At 27.7% G+C, this 22,991-nt stretch carries 25 protein-coding genes, 2 riboswitches and 1 other annotated feature; all 25 genes read left to right on the top strand.

Annotated features, from left to right (window positions below):
* Positions 1–13: 13 nt before the first annotated feature.
* The 25 genes from E0D94_RS00450 (at position 14) to cbiT (ending at position 22,989) form a co-directional block, all read left to right on the top strand.
* Positions 14–769: an exodeoxyribonuclease III gene (locus E0D94_RS00450; RefSeq protein ID WP_130805354.1), complete on the top strand. Its 756-nt coding sequence runs from the start codon at positions 14–16 to the stop codon at positions 767–769.
* A gap of 101 nt (positions 770–870) precedes the next feature.
* Complete coding sequence (locus tag E0D94_RS00445; protein WP_130805353.1) at positions 871–1,812, top strand: MYG1 family protein; 942 nt, start codon at positions 871–873, stop codon at positions 1,810–1,812.
* A gap of 173 nt (positions 1,813–1,985) precedes the next feature.
* A complete protein-coding gene (locus E0D94_RS00440) occupies positions 1,986–2,726 on the top strand; it encodes a DeoR/GlpR family DNA-binding transcription regulator (RefSeq protein ID WP_130805352.1) in 741 nt (246 codons plus the stop codon).
* On the top strand, positions 2,723–3,637 hold the full coding sequence (gene pfkB, locus E0D94_RS00435; protein WP_130805351.1) for a 1-phosphofructokinase: 915 nt from the start codon (positions 2,723–2,725) through the stop codon (positions 3,635–3,637). Before E0D94_RS00440 ends, pfkB begins: the two co-directional genes overlap by 4 nt.
* A gap of 13 nt (positions 3,638–3,650) precedes the next feature.
* A complete protein-coding gene (locus tag E0D94_RS00430; RefSeq protein ID WP_130805350.1) occupies positions 3,651–5,534 on the top strand; it encodes a PTS fructose transporter subunit IIABC in 1,884 nt (627 codons plus the stop codon).
* A gap of 147 nt (positions 5,535–5,681) precedes the next feature.
* Positions 5,682–5,858: riboswitch (cobalamin riboswitch) on the top strand.
* A gap of 113 nt (positions 5,859–5,971) precedes the next feature.
* On the top strand, positions 5,972–6,697 hold the full coding sequence (locus E0D94_RS00425) for an energy-coupling factor ABC transporter permease (protein WP_130805349.1): 726 nt from the start codon (positions 5,972–5,974) through the stop codon (positions 6,695–6,697).
* The gene (locus E0D94_RS00420; protein ID WP_130805348.1) at positions 6,681–6,959 is read left to right on the top strand and encodes an energy-coupling factor ABC transporter substrate-binding protein; all 279 of its coding nucleotides are present in this window, start codon (positions 6,681–6,683) and stop codon (positions 6,957–6,959) included. The genes E0D94_RS00425 and E0D94_RS00420 overlap by 17 nt, the downstream gene beginning before the upstream one ends.
* Positions 6,946–7,626, top strand: coding sequence for a cobalt ECF transporter T component CbiQ (gene cbiQ / locus E0D94_RS00415; RefSeq protein ID WP_130805347.1), 681 nt, complete (start codon positions 6,946–6,948; stop codon positions 7,624–7,626). The genes E0D94_RS00420 and cbiQ overlap by 14 nt, the downstream gene beginning before the upstream one ends.
* Before the next feature lie 8 nt (positions 7,627–7,634).
* Positions 7,635–8,450, top strand: coding sequence for an energy-coupling factor ABC transporter ATP-binding protein (locus E0D94_RS00410; protein ID WP_130805346.1), 816 nt, complete (start codon positions 7,635–7,637; stop codon positions 8,448–8,450).
* A complete protein-coding gene (locus tag E0D94_RS00405) occupies positions 8,435–9,892 on the top strand; it encodes a cobyric acid synthase (protein WP_130805345.1) in 1,458 nt (485 codons plus the stop codon). Before E0D94_RS00410 ends, E0D94_RS00405 begins: the two co-directional genes overlap by 16 nt.
* Before the next feature lie 3 nt (positions 9,893–9,895).
* Positions 9,896–10,855, top strand: a complete 960-nt coding sequence (gene cbiB, locus E0D94_RS00400) for an adenosylcobinamide-phosphate synthase CbiB (protein ID WP_130805344.1) — start codon at positions 9,896–9,898, stop codon at positions 10,853–10,855.
* A 4-nt stretch (positions 10,856–10,859) separates the two neighbouring features.
* Entirely contained in the window at positions 10,860–11,912 is a 1,053-nt protein-coding gene (locus E0D94_RS00395) for a pyridoxal phosphate-dependent aminotransferase (RefSeq protein WP_130805343.1), read from the top strand.
* Positions 11,905–12,468: a bifunctional adenosylcobinamide kinase/adenosylcobinamide-phosphate guanylyltransferase gene (cobU, locus tag E0D94_RS00390; RefSeq protein ID WP_130805342.1), complete on the top strand. Its 564-nt coding sequence runs from the start codon at positions 11,905–11,907 to the stop codon at positions 12,466–12,468. The genes E0D94_RS00395 and cobU overlap by 8 nt, the downstream gene beginning before the upstream one ends.
* On the top strand, positions 12,468–13,193 hold the full coding sequence (gene cobS, locus E0D94_RS00385) for an adenosylcobinamide-GDP ribazoletransferase (protein ID WP_130805341.1): 726 nt from the start codon (positions 12,468–12,470) through the stop codon (positions 13,191–13,193). Before cobU ends, cobS begins: the two co-directional genes overlap by 1 nt.
* On the top strand, positions 13,194–13,775 hold the full coding sequence (locus E0D94_RS00380; RefSeq protein ID WP_130805340.1) for a histidine phosphatase family protein: 582 nt from the start codon (positions 13,194–13,196) through the stop codon (positions 13,773–13,775). It abuts the gene before it with no gap.
* Between the two features lie 274 nt (positions 13,776–14,049).
* Positions 14,050–14,529 carry a hypothetical protein gene (locus E0D94_RS00375; protein ID WP_130805339.1) on the top strand — a complete coding sequence of 160 codons (480 nt, stop codon included), beginning with the start codon at positions 14,050–14,052 and terminating at the stop codon, positions 14,527–14,529.
* A gap of 86 nt (positions 14,530–14,615) precedes the next feature.
* Positions 14,616–14,790, top strand: a binding site (T-box leader).
* 44 nt (positions 14,791–14,834) lie between these two features.
* Positions 14,835–16,226 (top strand): glycine--tRNA ligase, encoded by a 1,392-nt coding sequence (locus tag E0D94_RS00370; RefSeq protein WP_165442817.1) that lies wholly within the window; start codon positions 14,835–14,837, stop codon positions 16,224–16,226.
* Positions 16,227–16,292: 66 nt separating this feature from the next.
* Positions 16,293–16,469: riboswitch (cobalamin riboswitch) on the top strand.
* Between the two features lie 117 nt (positions 16,470–16,586).
* Positions 16,587–17,948 (top strand): cobyrinic acid a,c-diamide synthase CobB, encoded by a 1,362-nt coding sequence (locus E0D94_RS00365; protein ID WP_130805338.1) that lies wholly within the window; start codon positions 16,587–16,589, stop codon positions 17,946–17,948.
* Positions 17,935–18,447, top strand: coding sequence for an ECF transporter S component (locus E0D94_RS00360; RefSeq protein ID WP_130805337.1), 513 nt, complete (start codon positions 17,935–17,937; stop codon positions 18,445–18,447). Before E0D94_RS00365 ends, E0D94_RS00360 begins: the two co-directional genes overlap by 14 nt.
* A 4-nt stretch (positions 18,448–18,451) precedes the next feature.
* The gene (locus E0D94_RS00355; RefSeq protein ID WP_130805336.1) at positions 18,452–19,204 is read left to right on the top strand and encodes an AIR synthase related protein; all 753 of its coding nucleotides are present in this window, start codon (positions 18,452–18,454) and stop codon (positions 19,202–19,204) included.
* Positions 19,191–20,057, top strand: coding sequence for a GHMP family kinase ATP-binding protein (locus E0D94_RS00350; RefSeq protein WP_130805335.1), 867 nt, complete (start codon positions 19,191–19,193; stop codon positions 20,055–20,057). The genes E0D94_RS00355 and E0D94_RS00350 overlap by 14 nt, the downstream gene beginning before the upstream one ends.
* A 12-nt stretch (positions 20,058–20,069) precedes the next feature.
* A complete protein-coding gene (locus E0D94_RS00345) occupies positions 20,070–20,687 on the top strand; it encodes a precorrin-8X methylmutase (RefSeq protein WP_130805334.1) in 618 nt (205 codons plus the stop codon).
* A gap of 8 nt (positions 20,688–20,695) precedes the next feature.
* Complete coding sequence (gene cbiD / locus E0D94_RS00340) at positions 20,696–21,811, top strand: cobalt-precorrin-5B (C(1))-methyltransferase CbiD (protein ID WP_130805333.1); 1,116 nt, start codon at positions 20,696–20,698, stop codon at positions 21,809–21,811.
* A complete protein-coding gene (gene cbiE, locus E0D94_RS00335) occupies positions 21,804–22,424 on the top strand; it encodes a precorrin-6y C5,15-methyltransferase (decarboxylating) subunit CbiE (RefSeq protein WP_130805332.1) in 621 nt (206 codons plus the stop codon). The genes cbiD and cbiE overlap by 8 nt, the downstream gene beginning before the upstream one ends.
* Positions 22,417–22,989 (top strand): precorrin-6Y C5,15-methyltransferase (decarboxylating) subunit CbiT, encoded by a 573-nt coding sequence (gene cbiT, locus E0D94_RS00330; RefSeq protein ID WP_130805331.1) that lies wholly within the window; start codon positions 22,417–22,419, stop codon positions 22,987–22,989. The genes cbiE and cbiT overlap by 8 nt, the downstream gene beginning before the upstream one ends.
* Positions 22,990–22,991 lie beyond the last annotated feature (2 nt).

Raw genomic sequence — 22,991 nt, 5'->3', positions numbered from 1 at the left:
TGGAGTGATATATATGAAAATGATATCTTGGAATGTAAATGGTCTTAGGGCCTGTGTAAGAAAAGGATTTTTAGAATATTTTAATGAAGTAGATGCAGATATATTTGCACTTCAAGAGATAAAATTACAAGAGGGACAAATTGATTTGGATTTAGAAGGGTATTATCAGTATTGGAACTATGCAGAAAAAAAAGGCTATTCTGGAACAGCAGTATTTACAAAGAAAAAGCCTATATCTTTTACTAAAGGCTTGGGGATAGAAGAACATGATAAAGAAGGAAGAGTAATAACTCTTGAATTTGATAAATTTTATTTTGTAAATGTTTATACACCTAATTCAAAAAGAGGTCTTGAAAGATTGGATTATAGAGCTAGATGGCAAGATGATTTTACAAATTATCTAATTGAATTAGATAAAAATAAGCCTGTAATATTATGTGGCGATTTAAACGTAGCACATAATGAAATAGATCTTAAAAATCCATCAAGTAATAGGAAAAATGCTGGATTTACAGATACAGAAAGAGAAAAAATGACAGAACTCTTAAATGCTAACTTTATAGATACATTTAGACATTTTTATCCTGATAAAGAAGAAGTATATAGTTGGTGGAGTTATATGAGAAAAGCAAGAGAGAGAAATTCTGGATGGAGAATCGATTATTTTGTAGTTTCTGAAAGATTAAAAAATGATTTAATAGATGCAAAAATTCATTCACATATAATGGGAAGTGACCATTGTCCTGTAGAACTTGAAATTGAATTATAAAAAATAAGGATAATAAAAAAGAATTCGTAAAAAATAGAAATATATAATTATAAAATCTCTATCATGACATGATAGAGATTTTATTTTAAGAAGGTGATAAGATGACGAATCAAAAGAGATTTAAAAAAGTAGGTACTCATAATGGTAGATTCCATGCAGATGATGTTATGGCTACAGCAATACTTAAACAAATATTTGACATAGAATTAATAAGAACTAGAGACAATGATATATTAGAAAATCTAGATATTGTTTATGATGTAGGTAGAGGAGAATTTGACCATCATGGAATAGAGAAAAAATATAGAGAAAATGGAATACCATATGCAGCTTGTGGTTTAATATGGAGACAATTTGGTAAAGAGATTATAAAGTTTAAAGAAAATTCATTAAATGAAGAAGAAGTTAGTGATATATTTTACTATATTGATAGAGTATTAATAGAAGGAATAGATGCTTTAGATAATGGTGTTAGAATTCAACAAGATATACCAATTATGCATATTTCTAAAATAATATCAGATTTTAATCCTCCTTGGTATTTAGATGATTCTATAGATGATGCTTTTATGGAAGCTGTGAAACTAGCAAAAATAGTATTTGAAAATACTTTTAATAGTAGGATTTCAGTAATAAAATCTAAAGAAAATATTATAACTGCTTTTGAAAACAGAACAACTCCAAAGATATTAATTTTAGAGCAATTCTCTCCTTGGGGAGAAATATTAAGAAATATAGATGAAAAAGAAGAAGTATTATTTGTAATATATCCTAAAGATGATAATTATGCTATTCAGACAGTAAGAGGTAAGGCTGGTACTGATAAGAAAAAATTGCCTAAGTCTTGGGCAGGAAAGGAAAATGATGAATTAGCAGAAATAACTGGAGTAGAAGATTCTGTATTTTGTCATTCAGGAAGATTTATAGCAGTAGCTAAATCTATGGAAGGAATACTAAAAATGGCTGATTTAGCTATAAATATACCTGAAGAAAAGAGAAGTAAAAGTATATTTGATTTTATAAGAGATATATTTAAAAAATAATTAAATATAGATAATAAAAGTACTAGGGTTTAAACCCTAGTACTTTTATTATCTGCCATGACTGAAATTGACTGAATACATGAATATTTGTGATTATTAATGAATATAATTGAATGAATATGATTGACTTTATGTATTTTTTAATTTATAATGTAATTAAGAAGGTGAAAAATATGCTTACAGAACAGAGACAAGAACTCATATTAAAAGAATTAAATAAAAAAGGAATTGTGAAGGTAAATCAACTTGTAGAAATAACAAACTCTTCAGAATCAACCATAAGAAGAGACTTATCATATTTAGAACAGCAGAATAAATTAAAAAGAGTACATGGAGGAGCTGCACTTTTAGAAGGAAGATTTAATGAAGAGAGTTTTAAAGATAAGCTTATCCATAATAAAAGGGAAAAGGTTTCTATAGCAAAATATGCAGTATCACTTATAGAAGAAGGAGATAGTATATATTTAGATGCTGGAACTACTACCTATGAAATGGCTAAATTAATAGATAAAAAGGATATATTTGTAGTGACTAATGGAGTTGATAATGTAGACTTACTACTTGAACGAGGAATAGATGTATATATATTAGGTGGAAAAATTAAACCAAAGACAAAAGCAGTAGTAGGATCAGATGCATTTAAAAATTTAGAAAAATTTAGATTTGATAAAGTTTTTATTGGGATTAATAGTATTCATTTAGAGTATGGGCTTACAACACCAGATACAGAGGAAGCTATAATGAAAAAAAGAGCAATAGATAATTCTACTGAAAGTTTTGTATTAGCTGATCATAGTAAATTTGACAAAATTAGTTTTGTGAAAGTAACAGATATTTCTGATGTAATAATAATTACAGATAAAGAACAAAGAAATTATACTAAACATACAGAAATAGAGGTGACAGAGCAATGATTTACACAGTAACGTTTAATCCAGCAATAGATTATAACCTAGCAATAGATAAAATAAATTTTGGAGAAACAAATAGAGCAAAACACACAAATATTTATCCAGGTGGCAAGGGGATAAATATTTCAAGAGTACTCTATAATTTAGAAGTAGAAAGTACAGCTTTAGGGTTTATAGGTGGTTTTACTGGAAAATACTTAGAAGAGTATTTAAAGAAATCCGATATTAATACAGATTTTATATATTTAGATGAACCAACAAGAATAAATGTGAAATTGAAAAGCAAAATTGAAACAGAAATAAATGCGCTAGGTCCTGATATTCCTGATGAAAAAATAGAAGAATTTTATAAAAAAATAGATAAATTAAAAGATGGTGATTTCTTAATACTTGCAGGAAATATTCAATCATCACTTAGAAGAGATATTTATTTTACAATACAAGAAAGAAGTAGTGAAAAAAATATTAATATAATAGTAGATACAACAGGAGAATCTTTAGAAAAAACTCTTTCGAATAATCCATTTTTGATAAAGCCAAATAAGAATGAATTGGAAGAAATATTTAATATAGAAATAAAAAATAATGAAGACATAATTAAGTATGGCCAGAAGTTACAACAAAAAGGAGCAGAAAATGTAATAGTTTCTATGGGAGGTGATGGAGCAATATTACTATCAGAAAATGAAGTATATTTTGCAAAAGCACCAAAAGGAATACTTAAAAATTCAGTAGGTGCAGGAGATTCAATGATAGCAGGATTTTTATCAAGTTATACAAAGACAAAAGATGTCCTAAATTCATTTAGATGGTCAGTAGCAGCAGGCTCTGCAACAGCTTTTTCTAGTGATTTAGCTAAAAAAGAAGAAGTGGAAGAATTGCTAGATAATATAGTTATTGAAAGATTAAAGTAAAGGATGTGAAAAAATGAAAATTACTGAATTAATAAAAAATGATACTATTATATTAGAATTAGAAAGTATAAAGAAAGAAGATGTATTAGATGAACTTATAAATAAATTAGATGAAGCAGGTAGACTTAATGATAAACAGGAATATAAAAAAGAAATATTAAAAAGAGAATCAGAAGGGACTACAGGAATAGGAGAAGGAGTTGCAATACCTCATGCTAAAACTAGTGCAGTAAAAACTCCATCAATAGCATTTGGAAGAAGCAAAGATGGTATAGATTTTGATTCATTAGATGGAGAGCCTACTCACTTATTCTTTATGATAGCAGCAAGTGAAGGAGCACACAATGATCATTTAAAAACCCTTCAAAAACTATCTACATTTTTGATGGATGAGAATTTTAGAAAAGAATTATTGATTGCAGACACTAAAAAAGAAATACTAGATATAATAGATAAAAAACAAATAGAAAAAGAAGGACTAGAAAAAGAAAAGCCTAAAGTAGAACAAAATAGAGAAAAAATACTTGCAGTTACAGCATGCCCTACTGGGATAGCTCATACCTATATGGCAGCAGATGCTTTAAAATCTAAAGCTGAAAAAATGAATGTCGATATAAAAGTAGAAACAAATGGTTCAACAGGGGTAGAAAATAGACTTACAGATGAAGAAATAAGAGAAGCAACGGCTATAATAATATCAGCGGATACAAAAGTAGAAATGAATAGGTTTGATGGAAAAGTTGTAATACAAACTCCAGTATCAGATGCTATAAAGCAGCCAGGTGCTTTAATAGAAAGAGCATTAGAAAAAAATGGTGATATATATGAAGCAAAAGAAACTTCTACATCTACTAAATCACAAAGTACAGGCAAGGGAATATATAGAAATCTAATGAATGGTGTATCAAATATGCTTCCATTTGTAGTAGGTGGAGGAATATTAATAGCTTTAGCATTTTTATTTGACTTTAATAATGCAGGAGCAGATAATTATGGTTCAGGTAATGAAATTGCGGCATTTTTCAATACCTTAGGTGGTACAGCATTTAGCTTTATGTTACCAGTACTTGCAGGATTTATTGCATCATCTATAGGCGATAGACCAGCTCTAGCACCAGGATTTGTAGGAGGAGCTCTTGCTGCAAATGGAAATTCAGGGTTTTTAGGAGCACTTTTAGCAGGATTTTTAGCAGGTTATATAGTAAAAATGCTCAGAAAACTATTTAGTAATTTGCCACAATCATTAGAAGGAATAAAACCAGTTCTGTTGTTTCCTCTATTTGGGATACTCATAGTTGGTGCTATTATGAACTTTATAGTAGTTCCACCAGTAGAATGGCTAAATACAGGATTAAATAGCTGGCTTAGTGGACTTGGTGGAGCAAATAAATTATTGTTAGGACTAATACTTGGTGGAATGATGGCAGTAGACATGGGAGGCCCTGTAAATAAAGCAGCATATGTATTTGGTGTAGCATCAGTTGCAGAAGGAAATGGACATATAATGGCAGCAGTAATGGCTGGAGGAATGGTACCACCACTTGGAATAGCACTTGCGACTACATTCTTTAAAGATAAATTTACAGAAAAAGAAATAGATGCAGGAAAAACTAATTATGTAATGGGACTTTCATTTATAACAGAAGGGGCAATACCTTTTGCAGCAGCAGATCCAAAAGCTGTAATACCTTCAATAATAGCAGGCTCAGCTATAGCAGGAGGATTATCTGCAGTATTTGGAGCATCTTCCCCTGCACCCCATGGAGGAATATTTGTATTCCCTGTAGTTACAAATTGGCTACTTTATATAGTGGCAATATTAGTTGGAAGTATAGTTACATCAATACTTTTAAAGTTATTGAAGAAATCAGTTGCTTTAGGAGAAGTAGAAAGTTAATAAATAAACGATTAATTATATTAATATCAACCTATAAGATAGATGATTGTAGAGAAGTCTATTTTATAGGTTTTTTATACTTAAAATATAAATTAAAAACATATTTACTTATAACCACACAAGTGATAATATATATTTAACAATAAAAATCGAATATTAAAATTAGGTTCAAACTTATGATTAATAGGGAAAGAGGTGAGAAACCTCTGCAGCCCCCGCTACTGTAACCATAACGAAATCTCAAGTCCACTATTCATTAGAATGGGAAGGAGAGAAAGTAGGCTGATGGTAAGCCAGGAGACCTGCCTGATTTTAGGGAATTAAGCCTTCGGAGGGAAGGATATACCAGCTTATAGATAATATATATTTTAGCTAAAAACTATCCTACCTCCGAGGTAGGATTTTTATTGTGTAAAAAATATTCGGAGGGGATAAAGTTGAAAAAGAAGTATTTAGTTTTAATTGGGTTAGCATTAGTTTTTATGCCAAGATATGTAAATGCTATGCATATCATGGAAGGCTACTTAAGTCCTTTTTGGGCAGGACTTTGGACAATTATTAGTTTGCCTTTTGTAGTTCTAGGATTTAGGAATATTTCTAAAATGGTAAAAGAAGATGGAAACAAAAAAATATTAATAGCACTTATGGGGGCATTTGTATTTGTTTTATCTGCTTTAAAACTACCATCTATAACAGGAAGTTCATCACATCCTACAGGTGTAGGTCTTGGAGCAATAGTATTAGGTCCAACTGTAATGAGTGTAATTGGGATGATAGTGCTAATTTTTCAGGCATTGTTACTTGCCCACGGAGGAATCACTACACTTGGAGCAAATACGTTTTCTATGGCAATAGTAGGACCTTTTGTAGCATTTGGTATTTATAAGCTTTCTCAGAAAGCTGGATGGAAAAAAGAGTTTTCAATATTCTTAGCAGCTACATTGGGAAATTTAACGACTTATATTGTTACATCCTTTCAGCTTGCCATGGCCCATGCAGGAGCAAATGAAGGATTTATGGAATTATTAGTTAAGTTTTTATCTATATTTGCTATAACTCAGATACCACTTGCTATAGCAGAAGGAATACTTAGTGTTATTGTATATAATTTAATAGCTGGATATAAAGAGGAAGGAGTTTTAGCTTATGAAAAAAACATATAAAAATATATTACTCTTATTTATAGTTGTAATACTTATAGCTGTTCCAATACTTGTAATAAAAGACTCTGAGTTTGCAGGCTCTGATTCTCTAGCTGAAGAAGCTATTCCTAAAAGTTATACTCCTTGGTTTAATCCTCTTTGGGAGCCACCAGGAGGAGAAACTGAGACTCTTATATTTACATTACAAGGAGCTATAGGTACAGGTATAATAGCATATTTCTTAGGCTATATGAAGGGTAAAACCAAAAATGCTAATAATTGATAGATATGCATATATAAATAAATTAAGATATTTTAATGATGATTTAAAGCTTTTTTTATTTATTATGATGATTACTATAGCTTTATTTTCTAATAGCTATATTGTGCATACATCTATTTTCATTATTATGAGTATTATTTTAGTAGGCATTGCCAAAATACCTATAAAATCATACTTTAAGATGTATTTATTACCTATGAGTTTTATTATTTTAAGTTTAATAGCTTTAGTTTTTTCTATTTCACATAGTAATGTAGACACTTTTTATAGTATTAAACTATCTAGGTTTTATCTAGTTATAAGGGATGATAGCTTACTTAAAGCTATCACCCTTACAACTAGAGCAATATCTGCCATATCCTGTAGTTACTTTTTAATACTTACTACACCCTTTAACAACTTAATTAAATTATTATTAAAATATAAAATACCAGTCCTTTTAATAGAGCTTATAATGCTCACATATAGATTTATATTTATACTTTTAGAAGAGATAGGTAAGATTTATAAAGCACAAGATTTAAGGTTTGGATATATAAATATGAAAAATAGTTTTAATTCTTTAGGATTACTTTTAAGAACATTAATTGTTAGGATTATTAAAAGATATAAAGATATGATAATTTCTCTTGAAAGTAAAAATTATGACAATAGGTTTTATATGTAGGTGAATATATGTTAAAGACAGTAGATTTAAATTATAATTATGAAGACGGAAAAGTTGCATTAAAGAATATAAATATAGATTTAAACAAAGGAAATAAAATTGGTATAGTTGGAGGAAATGGTGCTGGAAAAACTACTCTTTTTTTAAACTTAATAGGTTATCTTAAGCCCAATAAAGGAGAAGTTTTATTTAATAATAAAAAAATAAAATATAATAAAAAATTTCTACGAAATCTAAGAAAAGAAGTGGGGATAGTATTTCAAGAGGCAGATAAACAGATTTTTTATTCTAACACGTATGATGATATAGCCTTTGGGCTTAGAAATTTAGGAATTGATGAAGATACTGTAAAAATAAAAGTTGATAAAATAATAAATCTATTAAATATAGAAGAATTCAAAGATAAACCAGTTCATTTTTTAAGCCATGGGGAAAAAAAACGTGTTGCAATAGCAGGAGTTTTAGCATTAGATTGTAAAATAATATTTTTTGATGAGCCATTAGCTGGTTTAGATCCAATAATGACAGATAATATGATAAATACTATGAATAGTATTGTTAGCGATGGAAAAAAAACAATAGTATCAAGTCATGATATGGATTTTATATATGAATATTGTGATTATATATATGTATTAAATAAAGGTGAAATAATAGATTCTGGGATACCAAGACAAGTATTTTTAAATGAACAAACATTAGAAAAAGCTAGTTTGAAAGAACCTTGGCTTGTGAAAATCCATAAGAAATTAGATATACCATTGTTCCAAAATGAAAAAGAATTTTATAATTATAAAGGAGAAAAGTTATGGCAAAAAATATAATGATAGTAGGTACAGGGTCATCTGTAGGAAAAAGTATAGTTACTGCTGCTCTTTGCAGAATATTTAAACAAGATGGATATAGTATATCTCCATTTAAATCACAAAATATGGCATTAAATTCATATGTAACTGAAAATGGAGAAGAGATGGGTAGAGCTCAAGTTGTACAAGCTGAAGCAGCAGAAATAGAACCATTAGTTCAAATGAATCCAATACTTTTAAAACCTACAAGTGAGATAGGTAGTCAAGTAATACTTATGGGTAGAGTTCATAGAACTTTAACTGCATCTGAATATAGAAAAGAAGTACCAAATATAAAGGGAATTGTTAAAAAAGCATATAATGAATTAAATGATAAATTTGATATAGTAGCAATAGAAGGAGCAGGAAGTCCTGCAGAAATAAACTTACGTGAAAATGATATTGTAAATATGGGACTTGCAGAAATGGTAGATAGCCCTGTAATACTTGTAGGAGATATAGAAAGAGGAGGAGTTTTTGCAAGTATTTATGGAACTATTATGCTATTAGAGCCAGAAGAGAGAGAAAGAATAAAAGGATTTATTATAAATAAATTTAGAGGAGATATTGAAATATTAAATCCTGGAATAAAAATGTTAGAAGAAAAGATAAATATACCTTGTCTTGGAGTCCTACCATTTACTAAATTAGATATTGATGATGAAGATAGTGTAACTACAAGATTTAATAAAAATGTAGATAATGATGTGAATATAGGAGTTATTAAGCTTCCATTTGTATCGAATTTTAGTGATTTTACGCCTCTAGAAATGGAAAGAAGAGTAAATGTAAGATATATTACTAAAAAAGAAGACTTTGATAATATAGATTTTCTTATAATTCCAGGAAGTAAAAACACTATAAAAGATATGGAATATATAATAAAAAGTGATTTAGATAAATTAATATATAAAAAGCATAAAGAAGGTATACCTATTATGGGTATATGTGGAGGATATCAAATGTTAGGAGAGGAAATATCTGATCCATTACATATTGAATCTAATATGGATAGAATAAATGGACTAGGCCTTCTTAGTACTAAAACAGTTATAAATGAAAAGAAAGATACATTAAGAGTATCAGGAAAACTTAATGGTGAAAGTATAAATGGATACGAAATTCATATGGGTAAAACTGAGAGATTTAATTGCAAACCATTTATAGAATTAGAAGGAAATAGATTTGATGGTGCTATAAATGATAAGGAAACAGTATATGGTACTTATCTTCATGGAATATTTGAAAATGATAATTTTAGAATAAATATAATAGAAGAAATACTAGAAAAAAAAGGATTAGAAAAAGATAAAGATAAAACTAGCTTTGAAGAAATAAAACAAGGTGAGTATAACAAATTAGCAGACTTAACTAGAACAAATTTAGATATGGATAAAATAAAAGAAATAATGGGACTGTAAAAAATGATAGAAATATATATAATTTTTTTAGCTCTTATATTAGATTTTTTATTTGGAGATCCATATTTTATACCACATCCTATTGTTTATATAGGTAAGTTAATATCATATATTGAAAATAAAATCAGAAAATCAAAAATAGATTTAAAAACAGGTGGCTTTTTACTTTTAATATTAGTATTAATGATAGTTTTTATAATTATTAGCACTATACTTTTTATAGCTAATAAGATTCACCCAGTTTTTAATATTGTAATAACTATTTATTTGCTTTACACATCCCTTGCAGCAAAATGTTTACGAGATGAAGGAATTAAGATTTATAAAGTATTAAAAAAAGGTGATATAAAAAAAGCAAGGATATTAATATCATATTTAGTTGGACGAGATACAGAAAATTTATCTGAAAAGGAAATAACACGTGCTACAGTAGAAACTATAGCAGAAAATACTATTGATGGAGTATTGGCACCTTTGTTTTATATATTTATAGGATTTTTAGTAGGTATGCCGGTACAATTTGTATTTTTATATAAATCAATAAATACACTTGATTCAATGGTAGGTTACACTAATAAAAAATATAAAGACATTGGATATTTTTCAGCTAAATTAGATGATGTAGTAAATTTTATACCAGCAAGAATAGGAAGTTTTTTTATGATTTTAGTTGGTTTATTAAAATATGATATAAAAAATGGCTTTAAAATCTTTATAAGAGATAGATTTAATCATAAGAGTCCAAATGCAGGTTTTCCTGAATCAGCAGTAGCAGGGTTATTAAATATTCAAATAGGTGGGGAAAATATTTATTTTGGTGAAAAAATATATAAACCAACTATAGGAGATAAAAATAGAACATTAGAAATTGAAGATATAAATAGAACTATAAATATAATGTATATAAGTGAAATATTATTTTCCTTATTTTTCATTGTTATAGTATTTGTAATTGGAGGGTAGATATATGAATAAACACGGTGGATATTATGGAGATGGAAATATAATAGATTTTAGTATAAATATTAATCCATTAGGTCCATCTGAAAGAGTAATAGAAAGTTTAAGAAGCTCTTTAGATAATATAGATAAATATCCAGAAATAGATGGAAAGAGACAAAGAGAAGCAATTTCAAAAAAATTAGGCATTAGTAGTGAAAATATAATACTTGGAAATGGTGCAATACAGCTTATATACGTTTTTTCACGCTGTATAAAATTCAAAAATATATCTATAATCCAACCTACTTTTAATGAATATGAAAGGGCATTTAGTCTTAGTGGCAGTAATATAGAATATTTCAGAACAGACAAAGATAATTTTAATATAGATTTAGAAAAGCTAAAAATCCATTTAGATGAAAAAAATATAAATTGTCTTGTATTGTGTAATCCAAATAATCCTACAGGAAATTTCTATAATAATGACTTTTTAAAAAAGTTATTAGAAATATTAGATGAAAGAAATATATTTTTATTTATAGATGAATCTTTTGTAGATTTTTTAGAAGAAAAAACCACTATAGAATTTATAGATAAATATAACATATTTATATTAAGGTCTCTTACAAAATTTTATGCTATACCTGGACTTAGACTAGGGTTTGGAATTTCAAACAAATACATTATAAAGAAAATGAAAGATAATATTGAGCCTTGGGCTGTAAATAGTTTAGCATTAAATGTAGTTAAAAATATAATTGAGGATGATTTATATTATTATAAAAGTTTAACTTGGTTGTATGAGGAAAGAGATTTTTTATATTCAGGATTAAAAAATATATCATATTTGAATATATATAAAACTTACACAAATTTCTTTTTATGTAGATTAAAAAATATTGAAGCATTTACTCTTCAAAATTTATTGCTAGAAAAAGGTATTTATATTAGAACATGTGAAGATTTTGTAGGTTTAGATAATACCTATTTTAGAATTGCCATAAAAAGAAGAGAAGAAAATATATTAATATTAGATGCACTAAAATCATTAGATAAAGCAGGTGAATTAAATGGGTGATTTAACTTTAGTAACAGGTGGAGCTAGAAGTGGAAAAAGTAGTTTTGCTGAAAAAATAGTAAAAAAGAATGGGAAAAATGTAATATATATTGCAACTTCAATACCTTTTGATGAAGGTATGAAATCTAGAATTAAAAAACATAGAAAACAAAGACCAGAATCTTGGCATACAATAGAAATGTATAAAAACTTTAATATTATATTAGACGACGATAAATTTAAATATGCAGATACTATTATATTAGATTGTATTACAATAATGATTTCAAATTTAATATTAGAAAAAAATATAGATTTTGATCATATTTCTGAAGAAGAAATAGATACTTTAGAAAATCAGATATTTAATGAAATATATATACTTTTAGATGCATTAAAAGATAAAAATGTAGTACTTGTAACAAATGAATTAGGTATGGGAATTGTACCTTCATATAAATTAGGTAGTATATTTAGGGATATTGCAGGTAGGGTAAATCAATATATAGCAAAAAGAGCAAATAAAGTGTATCTTACAGTGTCTGGTATACCTATAGAAATTAAAGGAGAAAAATGATGGAAGGTTTTATACTTTTATTATCATTTTTCACAAGGATTCCTGTACCATATGTAGAATATACAGAAGAAAAATATAAAAAAGGAATAAAATATTTACCTATAATAGGTTTGATAATAGGTATTATACTTTTTATATTTACGTTTTTAGAAAAATTTATTCATAGACCAGTATTATCTTTAATGATATGGATTATATATATTTGGATAACAGGAGCCATTCATTTGGATGGTTTTTCTGATACAATAGATGGAATTTTTTCAAATAGAAATAAAGAGAAAATGTTAGAAATAATGAAAGATAGTAGGATAGGAGCATTTGGTGTAATTGGGATAATAATATTACTAATATCAAATATCACTTTAACTTCTTATATAGATTTAAAGTATATATTATTAGTACCTATTTTAAGTAGAACACTTGCAATATTTTCAGCTTCAATTAGTGATTATGCTAGAGAAAGTGGTATGGGTAAGATATTTATGGATAATATAAATAAAAAAGAATCTAGTTTGGCACTTGTGTTTTTAGGTATAACAACTGTAGTGTTTTTTGGAGTTAAGACAATTCTACCTATTGTTATTTGTATATTAGCATCATTATATTTAACAAGATATATAACAAAAAAAATAGGTGGGATGACAGGAGATACCATAGGGTTTATAATTGAAATAACACAAATTATATTTTTATTTTCTATTTATATATTAAGGAGTTGGATTTAAATGAAACTAATACTTTTAAGACATCCTGAGACCATTGCAAATAGTAAAAAAGTATATATAGGACAAACTGAATCTAAATATACAGATAGAGGAAGAGATCAATTTGATAAGATAGTAAATAACTTTGATTATGATGTAGATTATATTTATACAAGCCCTATGACAAGATGCAAGATACTTGCTAAGGGTATAAGTGAAAAAATAGATACTAAATTAGAAATAATAGAAAATATAAATGAATTAAATTTCGGTATATTTGAAAATAAAAATTATAAACAAGTAGAAAAACTATATCCAAACGAGTGGAGAAATTGGATAGTTGATTATATTAATTATGCTATACCAGAAGGGGAATCATTAAGAGAATTATACACAAGAGTAGAAGAATTTTTAAATATTCTAAAGAAAAAAGATGGAAAGTATTTGCTAGTTACTCATGGTGGAGTCATTCAAACCATTATAGCATTATTACTTGATTTAGATATAGATGATAGATGGCATTTTAAAGTTTCAGAAGGATCATTAGTTGAAATAGACTATATAGATGACTATGGAGTTCTGAAGAATTTAATTAATTATTAGTAAAAAACATATTAATAGGTTAAAGAATATAATATTAGATGAGAAAACAAGTAAAAAAGTAATTACTTTTTTACTTGTTTTTTGCTTAAATTAATTATTATAAATATTCCTTCAATTTAATATAATAAAAGAAGGAATTTAAAACTTTTTATAGAATATTTTATATATTGAATATTTATTAGTTTTTGTTATACATATTTTAAATTCAATTGATATAAGAGGGACTTATATCAATTCGTTAGATCTTATAAATAAGATTAAGTGGAGGTTTGGGATGAAGAAATCAATAAAAACATTACTGATATTTATTTTAACTATATTTTTATCATTTACATTAATGGGATGTTCATATTTAAGTGAAAAGAAAGGTGAAGTATACAATGATAATCATGAAATAGCTTCAGGTGAGGATAGCGCATTATTCATAAAAAGCGTAGAAAATAATATGGGTAATAATAAGTCATTGAGATTCAGTAGCTTTTCTGGAGTAAAAACATTGTGGAAAATTGAATCACAAGGTAATGGAAAAGTAATACTAGATTATGATATAGAAGTGACAGAAGGTGATTTTAAAATAGTATTAGTTACACCAGATAAAGAGATAGTAGAAATTTATGAAAAGGATATAGTAGATAATAAAGAACTTAAATTAGAATCTGGTAAAAGTCAAATAAAAATGGTAGGAAATAAAGCTAAAGCTAAAATAAAAATAAATATTAATTATGAAGGTGATGCAAAGACAAAGAAGTTTTAATAAAAAGTATTTATTTATCATGCTTTAGTATATTATGTTTACTTATTAGATAAAATATAGTAAAATATTATATAAATTTATTAATATGGGTTGCTATGAAAGAGAGAAGTAACTAAGTTTATTATTTTAGAGAGTCGGTGTTGCTGGGAGTCGATATAATAATTTAGTGAATGGAACTCTTGAGCTATATCGTATCAAGTGGATATTTTTAAGATAATATCAACTAGGGTGGAACCACGGAAGAAATCTTTCGTCCCTTTTCGGGATGAGAGATTTCTTTATTTTTTTAAGAAGGAGTGATAGCTATGGTAAAAAGAAGTGTAATGGACAAAATTGTTTCACTTGCTAAATCTAGAGGGTTTATCTTTTCAGGTTCTGAGATATATGGAGGCTTATCTAATACTTGGGATTATGGACCTTTAGGAGTTGAACTAAAAAATAATGTGAAAAAAGCATGGTGGAAAAAGTTTATTCAAGAATCTCCATATAATGTAGGATTAGATGCTTCTATATTAATGAATCCACAGGTTTGGGTTGCATCTGGTCATGTAGGAGGATTTAATGACCCTATGATGGATTGTAAAAAATGCAAATCTAGATTTAGGGCTGATAAGTTAATTGAAGAAAATTTAAATAATAAGCATGAGGAAAATTCACCTGTTGATGGATGGTCAAATGAGAAAATGATAGAATTTATAGATAAAAATAATATTACTTGTCCTGAGTGTGGTGAAAAAGAATTTACAGATATTCGTCAATTTAATTTAATGTTTAAAACTTTTCAAGGTTCAGTAGAAGATTCACAATCCGAAATTTTTTTAAGACCAGAGACAGCTCAAGGTATATTTGTCAACTTTAAAAATGTCCAAAGATCATTGAGGAAAAAAGTACCTTTTGGAATAGGGCAAATAGGTAAGTCTTTTAGAAACGAAATTACACCAGGTAATTTCACTTTTAGGACTCGTGAATTTGAACAGATGGAATTAGAGTTTTTTTGTAAACCAGGAGAAGATTTAAAGTGGTTTCAATACTGGAGAGATTTCTGTAAGGAGTGGCTTTTGAACTTAGATATAAAAGAAGAAAATATTAGACTTAGAGACCATGACAAAGAGGAACTCTCCCATTACAGTAATGCCACAACAGATATTGAATATAAATTTTCATTTGGCTGGGGTGAGCTATGGGGAATAGCAGATAGAACTGATTTTGATTTAAAGCAACATATTGAACACTCTGGAGAAGATTTAAGATATCAAGATCCAATGACTAATGAGAAATATATACCATATTGTATTGAACCCTCTCTTGGTGCTGATAGAGTAACACTAGCCTTTTTAGTAGATGCTTATGAAGACGAAAAACTTGAAGATGGGTCTGAAAGAACAGTACTAAAATTACATCCATTTTTATCTCCATATAAAGCTGCTATATTTCCTTTATCAAAGAAATTAAGAGAAAGATCTCTTAAAGTTTATGAAAAATTATCAAAAAAATTCATGGTTGATTATGATGAATCTGGAAGTATAGGAAAAAGATATAGAAGGCATGATGAAATTGGAACACCTTATTGTATTACAATCGATTTTGATACAATAGAAGATAATTGCGTTACAATAAGAGATAGAGATACCATGGAACAAATTAGAATAAGTATAGATGATTTAGAAGATTTTATAGGAGAAAAAGTGGAACTGTAATAACTTTTTTATATATACTCTATTTACATCTACCTCTACAAATGATAATATATATTTAACAATAAAAATCGAATATTAAAATTAGGTTCATATTTATGATTAATAGGGAAAGAGGTGAGAATCCTCTGCAGCCCCCGCTACTGTAACCATAACGAAATCTCAAATCCACTATTCATTAGAATGGGAAGGAGAGAAAGTAGGATGATGGTAAGCCAGGAGACCTACCTGATTTTTTTAAAAGTATACCTTCGGAGGGAAGGGATTGCTAGCTTGTAAATAATAAATTTGTATATTTCTAGCTGTAAATCTAATCCTACTTCGAAGTAGGATTTTTTATTTTGCATAAAAAGAGGTGATGAGTTGAAAGGTATAATGATATCCGGTACAAATAGTGGAGTAGGAAAAACTACTATAAGTCTTGGAATAATGAAGGCACTTACAAATAGAGGTATTACAGTTGCTCCTTTTAAAGTTGGACCTGATTATATTGATCCAAAATTTCATGAATTTGTAACAGGTAATTCTTCATATAATTTAGATAGTTATTTATTAGACAAAGAAGTAGTTAGAAATCTATTTAATAAAAATTCAAAAGGCAAGGATATATCTATAATTGAAGGAGTAATGGGGTTATATGATGGCTTTGGAATAGAAAGAGACAATGCAAGTTCTAGTCACGTAGCAAAAATACTCAAATTACCTATAATACTTGTAGTTGATGGAAGAGGAATGTCACTTAGTTTAGCAGCTTTAATATCAGGATATAAAAATTTTGACAAAGATATTAATATTGCTGGAATTATTATAAATAATGTATCAAGTAAAATGCACTATGATTTACTCAGTACAATAGTAGAAAAAGAAAATAATATTCCATGTCTTGGATATTTACCTAAAAATTTAGATATATCATTAAAAAGTAGACATTTAGGATTAATACCAGCTGAAGAAGTAGATGAACTAGAAGAAAAAAGTGAAAAATTATCTAAAATAATAGAAGAAACTATAGACTTAGATAAAATATTAGAAGTATCAAAATTGGAAGTTATAAAAACAAAAAATTATATAGATATAACAAAAAAATATGATTTAAGGATAGGAGTATTTAAAGATAAAGCTTTTAATTTTTATTATAAAGACAACTTAGGTTTGTTAGAGGAACTAGGCATAACTCTTATTTCTATAAGTCCAATTAAAGATGAAAAATTACCAGATGTAGATGCTTTATATATAGGTGGAGGATTTCCAGAAGTCTTTAGTAATGAATTAGAAACAAACAAATCATTTAGAGAAGACTTAAAAGAAAAATTAGAAAAAGGGCTTCCTTGCTATGCTGAGTGTGGGGGACTTATGTATCTTACAAATTCAATCTATCATTTAGATAGTAATAAAAGTGAAATGGTAGGATTTATTGATACAGATAGTCATATGACAGAAAAACTTCAACGTTTTGGATATATTGAAATAGACTTCAAAGGTATAAATATAAATGCTCATGAATTTCATCGCTCTATGATTGATGAAAATGATGAATTAGACTTTTTATATAATATATCTAAAAAAAGAGAAGGCAAAGTATATAAAAAATGGAAATGTGGGATAAAGAAACAAAATACTCTTTCAGGATATCCTCATATTCATTTTTATAGTAATATAGAATTTTTATATTATTTATTAGATTATATTGAAAATTTTAAGGGGGAGAATTATGACAAATACTAAGACTTATGAGAAAATTACTACAACAAAATTAACTTATTCAGGAGTACTTATAGCATTATCATTTATAGGAGCTATGATTAAATACCCGGGAACAACTATTGCACTTGATAGTATGCCAGGATTTTTTGCATCAATTTTTTTAGGACCAGTATATGGTGCTGTGGTTGCAGGTTTAGGTCACCTTTTAACTGCTATGACTAGTGGATTTCCTCTTTCCTTACCTATGCATTTAGAAGTTATGGCACTTATGGCATTTACAGCATTTGTATTTGGAAAATTGTATATAAAAGGGTTTAAGATATTAGCAAATGTAGTAGCTATAATATTAAATGGTCCTATTTCAGCTTTTATAGCAGGAATATTAGGGAGTATTTTAGCATTACCATTTTCAGGTATGGCATTATTTATGGCAATAGTAATACCTTTAACATTAGCATCTATGTTAAATATAATAGCAGCTTCTACACTTTTTGAAATTATAAAAAAGAAAGAGAGATAGTTTTATGAATTCCACACAATTTAGAGATTTGACTTTTATAGATATAAATGAAAATGACAAATTAATAATTTCATGTGATTCTGCTGGAGGTATAGGAAATAAAGAAAAGGATATCGTAAAAACATCTCCTGAAACTTTAGGGTATTTAACACTTCATGTAGTATTATCAGAATTATTTTCAATAGGAGCAAAACCTATTTCCATAATAAATACATTATCAGTAGAAATGAACCCTACAGGAAATATTATATTAAATGGAATAAAAAATCTTTTAAGAGAATTAAACTTAGATGAAGATATACTAGTTACAGGAAGTACAGAAGAAAATTTTCCTACAGTTCAAACAGGTATAGGATTGACTGCCATAGGTTTAGTAGATAAGAGAAACTTCAAAATGCCTTATACTCCAAAGAATTCATTAATAGCAGTTGTTGGAATTCCTAAAGTTGGAAATGAAATATTAGAAGACAATGGAGAGATAATTTCAATAAAAAATATAATAGATTTAAAACAAAAAGATTATGTTCATGAGATATTACCTGTAGGATCACAAGGAATATTAAAAGAAATAGAAGAAATGGCTAAGACTAATGAGTTAGATTATTCTATAGATGAAAGTGTTGATATAGATTTATATAAATCAGCAGGAACTTCAACTTGTATTATAGTAAGCATTGACTCTAAGGACTATGAGACATTGAAAAATTATATAGATAAACCTGTTTTTAAGGTTGGAAAATTCTATGATAAGAGCTAAATGCCCAGCAAGTTGTGGAGAGTTATTTCAAGGATATATTGATGGTAAAAACTTGCTCATTTCATATCCTATAGATTTATTTTCAGTAGTTACAATTAAAGAGGGAATATCAAATGAAAGGTTATATCCTAAAGCATATAATGCTATAAAAAAGTCTCTTAAATATTTTGGTTATGATCAAAATGAATATAAAAATATTGCTTTAGATATAGATTCAAATATTCCAATAGGAAAAGGAATGGCAAGTAGTACAGCTGACTTAGCTGCTACTATACTTGCAACAAGCAGGTATTTAAATAGAGAAATAGATAATCAACAAATAGCTAATATAGCTATAGAAATAGAACCTACAGATAGTACTATATTTCAAAAACTTACATTATATGATTATTTAAAAGGCAGATATAAAAAATTATATGAGAACAAATTAGACTTAAAAGTACTTTGTATTGAGGGAAAAGGGACTATTGATACTGTTAAATTTAATAAACTAAATTTATACTATGAAAAGATAAAACATGAGTTAGAATATAGAAAGTCTTTAAGTTTAGTTGAAAATGGACTAAAAGAAAATGATATGCATAAATTAGCCAAAGGGTCTACATTAAGTGCTTTCATAAATCAAAAATATTTATTTAAAGAGGATTTAGAAAATATATATAATTTAGCTGTTAAATGTAATGCATATGGTATAAACACTTCACATAGTGGTACTGTAACAGGAATATTATATGATAAAGAATGTTTTGATAAAGAAAAGTTTCTATATGAAATTAAAAATATAATAAATTTTAATAAATATGAAAGAGTACACGAATATAACATAATAAAAGGTGGTCCAAGCCTATTTTAGAGGAGTGAAAAAATGAATTACGTAAAAGAGCCAAAAACTATAGAAAAAAATAGTTTTGAAATAATTACAGAAGAATTAGGTGATAAAAAGTTTGATGAAAAAGAAGGTAAAGTAGTAAAGAGAGTAATACATACTACTGCTGATTTTGAATATGCTGATATATTAGAAATTCATGAAGATGCCATAGAAAGTGGGATAAATACACTTAAAAATGGATGTGATATTTATGCTGATACTGGAATGGTTTTATCAGGTATAAATAAAAGAGTACTAGGGGAACTTGGAGGACAAGTATGTAATTTTGTTCATGATGAAGATGTAGTAATAGAAGCTAAAAAAAGAGAAATCACACGTTCAATGGTAGCTATAGAAAAAGCAATGAATAATAAAAATATAAAGATTTTTGCAATAGGAAATGCTCCTACAGCACTTTTCACTTTAAAAGAGAAGATAGAAAAAGGAATGCCTAAACCTGATTTGATAATAGGAGTACCTGTAGGATTTGTAGGGGCTGCTGAATCAAAAGAAATTATCAAAGATTTAGGAGTGCCATATATAGTTACCAATGGTAGAAAAGGTGGAAGTACAGTAGCAGCAGCTATAGTAAATGCACTTTTATATATGATATAGGTGATAATATGGATAGATATGTAGTTAAAGGTGGTAAAAAATTAAGATATGGATATACCACAGGGTCATCTGCTACAGCAGCAGCTAAGGCAGCAACTAAAATGCTATTTACAGGATGCGAAGTAGAGAATGTAAAGATAAAAACTCCTAAAGGCTGGGATCTAATTTTAGATGTAGAAGATATTATTATGAAAAAAGACAAAGTCAAATGTGCTATTGTAAAGGATAGTGGAGATGATCCTGATTCTACAAATGGAATAAAGATTTATGCAGAAGCTGAATTAATAGAAGGTGAACAAGTAATTTTAACAGGTGGAATAGGAGTAGGGAAGGTAACAAGAGAGGGACTTGCTGTAGACATAGGTGAATATGCAATAAATCCCGTTCCTAGAAAAACTATAATTGAAGCGGTAAGAGAAGAATTACCTGAAGGGCTTGGAGTAAAGGTTACTATATCTATACCAGAAGGTGTAGATATAGCCAAAAAAACTTTTAATCCAAAGCTCGGTATAGTAGGAGGTATATCAGTACTTGGAACTAGTGGAATAGTTGAGCCTATGAGTGAGGAAGCATTTAAGGATTCCATAGCACTTGAGCTATCAGTACTTAAAAATAAAGGCATAAAAAAAGTAATATTTTCACCAGGAAATTATGGTAGAGATTTTGCAAGCGAATTAAATTTAAAAAATTACTCTCTCATAAAGACAAGTAATTTCATAGGGTTTATGCTAGATAAAGCTGTAGAATATGATATAGAAGAAATACTTTTTGTAGGTCATATTGGCAAAATGATAAAAGTATCAGGTGGAATATTCCATACACATAGTAAAGTAGCAGATGCAAGAATGGAGATATTAGCTAGTAACTATGCAGCTTTAGGTGGATTACAAGATGATATAAAAAATATATTAAATAGTATTACAACAGATAAGGCTATAGAATATATTGATGAAAATAAAAGAGATGATTTGTTTAAAATATTAGTACAAAAAATAACTGAGAAATGTAGAGATAGAGTATATGACAGTATAAAAGTTGGAACAGTAATATTTTCTAAAAAGTATGGATTATTGGGAATGTGTCCTATAGGAAAAGAGATGTTGGAGGAATATAAAAATGAATAAATTATATATAATAGGACTTGGGCCAGGGCATAAAGATTATATATTACCTATTGCTAAAGAGAAAATAGCCGAATCAAACATAATAATAGGTGCTAAAAGAAATTTAGAAAATATTGATACCTCTAAAAAAGAGATTTTTGATATATCACAAGGACTTTCTAAAATGATAGATTATATAAAAGAAAATCTAAATAAAAGTATAGCAGTTGTAGTTTCAGGAGACACAGGATTTTTTAGTTTAAAGTCATATATCAAGAAAAATTTAAAAAACGTAGAAATGGAAATAATCCCAGGAATTAGTTCAGTTCAATATATGTTTTCTAGGATAAATGAATCTTGGGAAGATGCACATTTTTTATCATTACATGGTAGAGAAAGTGACGTTTTAGAAATAGTAGAAACAAATAAAAAGGTAGCAATACTTACAGATAAAATCTGGACTCCTCAAAAAATAGCAAAGGAACTTTTAGATAATGGGATAGAAGGACGAACTATTTATGTAGGAGAGAATTTATCATATCCAAATGAAAAGATTCATAGTGGAAGTCCTGAAGATATAATAAAAATAAAAAATAGTGATTTAAATGTGGTGGTGATATTACAAGATGAGTAGATTTAGTATAGAAGATGATGATTTTATAAGAGGAAAAGTACCTATGACAAAATCTGAAATTAGAGCTATAACTATAGGTAAATTACAATTAGAAAAGGATTCAAAAGCAATAGATATAGGAGCAGGAACTGGAGGTATATCTATAGAAATAGCGTCTATTGTAGAAAATGGTAAAGTTTATGCAATAGAAAAAAAGAAGGAAGCAGTAGACCTTATAGCTAAAAATAAAAGTCATTTTAATATAGATAATTTAGAAATTATTCAAGGTGTTGCACCAGAGGCTTTAAAAGATATAGGTGATATAGATAGAGTTTTCATTGGTGGTTCATCTGGAAATATGGAGACAATAATAAATTGGTCATATGAAAAATTAAATGATAATAACAAGATTGTAATAAACACTATAACCATAGAAAATGCATATAAAGCAATAAACTATTTAAAACAATATAAATTTAAAGATATAGATATAGTACATGTAAATATAAGCAAAGGTAAAAGTATTGGAGACTTAACTATGATGATAGGTACAAATCCAATATATATAATATCAGCTAAGAGGTGAAA

Origin of the sequence: Senegalia massiliensis, assembly GCF_900626135.1 — a bacterium.
GTDB classification, from domain to species: Bacteria; Bacillota; Clostridia; order Tissierellales; family SIT17; genus Anaeromonas; species Anaeromonas massiliensis.
The sequence above is the reverse complement of the archived record's forward strand: the minus strand, read 5'-3'. Positions and strand labels throughout refer to the sequence as shown.

What these genes read in the sequence shown, in the direction of transcription:
- E0D94_RS00450 (WP_130805354.1), top strand. Translation starts at nt 14, where the DNA reads ATGAAAATGATATCTTGGAATGTAAATGGTCTTAGGGCCTGTGTAAGA.
- E0D94_RS00445 (WP_130805353.1), top strand. Translation starts at nt 871, where the DNA reads ATGACGAATCAAAAGAGATTTAAAAAAGTAGGTACTCATAATGGTAGA.
- E0D94_RS00440 (WP_130805352.1), top strand. Translation starts at nt 1,986, where the DNA reads ATGCTTACAGAACAGAGACAAGAACTCATATTAAAAGAATTAAATAAA.
- pfkB (WP_130805351.1), top strand. Translation starts at nt 2,723, where the DNA reads ATGATTTACACAGTAACGTTTAATCCAGCAATAGATTATAACCTAGCA.
- E0D94_RS00430 (WP_130805350.1), top strand. Translation starts at nt 3,651, where the DNA reads ATGAAAATTACTGAATTAATAAAAAATGATACTATTATATTAGAATTA.
- E0D94_RS00420 (WP_130805348.1), top strand. Translation starts at nt 6,681, where the DNA reads ATGAAAAAAACATATAAAAATATATTACTCTTATTTATAGTTGTAATA.
- cbiQ (WP_130805347.1), top strand. Translation starts at nt 6,946, where the DNA reads ATGCTAATAATTGATAGATATGCATATATAAATAAATTAAGATATTTT.
- E0D94_RS00410 (WP_130805346.1), top strand. Translation starts at nt 7,635, where the DNA reads ATGTTAAAGACAGTAGATTTAAATTATAATTATGAAGACGGAAAAGTT.
- E0D94_RS00405 (WP_130805345.1), top strand. Translation starts at nt 8,435, where the DNA reads ATGGCAAAAAATATAATGATAGTAGGTACAGGGTCATCTGTAGGAAAA.
- cbiB (WP_130805344.1), top strand. Translation starts at nt 9,896, where the DNA reads ATGATAGAAATATATATAATTTTTTTAGCTCTTATATTAGATTTTTTA.
- E0D94_RS00395 (WP_130805343.1), top strand. Translation starts at nt 10,860, where the DNA reads ATGAATAAACACGGTGGATATTATGGAGATGGAAATATAATAGATTTT.
- cobU (WP_130805342.1), top strand. Translation starts at nt 11,905, where the DNA reads ATGGGTGATTTAACTTTAGTAACAGGTGGAGCTAGAAGTGGAAAAAGT.
- cobS (WP_130805341.1), top strand. Translation starts at nt 12,468, where the DNA reads ATGGAAGGTTTTATACTTTTATTATCATTTTTCACAAGGATTCCTGTA.
- E0D94_RS00380 (WP_130805340.1), top strand. Translation starts at nt 13,194, where the DNA reads ATGAAACTAATACTTTTAAGACATCCTGAGACCATTGCAAATAGTAAA.
- E0D94_RS00375 (WP_130805339.1), top strand. Translation starts at nt 14,050, where the DNA reads ATGAAGAAATCAATAAAAACATTACTGATATTTATTTTAACTATATTT.
- E0D94_RS00370 (WP_165442817.1), top strand. Translation starts at nt 14,835, where the DNA reads ATGGTAAAAAGAAGTGTAATGGACAAAATTGTTTCACTTGCTAAATCT.
- E0D94_RS00360 (WP_130805337.1), top strand. Translation starts at nt 17,935, where the DNA reads ATGACAAATACTAAGACTTATGAGAAAATTACTACAACAAAATTAACT.
- E0D94_RS00355 (WP_130805336.1), top strand. Translation starts at nt 18,452, where the DNA reads ATGAATTCCACACAATTTAGAGATTTGACTTTTATAGATATAAATGAA.
- E0D94_RS00350 (WP_130805335.1), top strand. Translation starts at nt 19,191, where the DNA reads ATGATAAGAGCTAAATGCCCAGCAAGTTGTGGAGAGTTATTTCAAGGA.
- E0D94_RS00345 (WP_130805334.1), top strand. Translation starts at nt 20,070, where the DNA reads ATGAATTACGTAAAAGAGCCAAAAACTATAGAAAAAAATAGTTTTGAA.
- cbiD (WP_130805333.1), top strand. Translation starts at nt 20,696, where the DNA reads ATGGATAGATATGTAGTTAAAGGTGGTAAAAAATTAAGATATGGATAT.
- cbiE (WP_130805332.1), top strand. Translation starts at nt 21,804, where the DNA reads ATGAATAAATTATATATAATAGGACTTGGGCCAGGGCATAAAGATTAT.
- cbiT (WP_130805331.1), top strand. Translation starts at nt 22,417, where the DNA reads ATGAGTAGATTTAGTATAGAAGATGATGATTTTATAAGAGGAAAAGTA.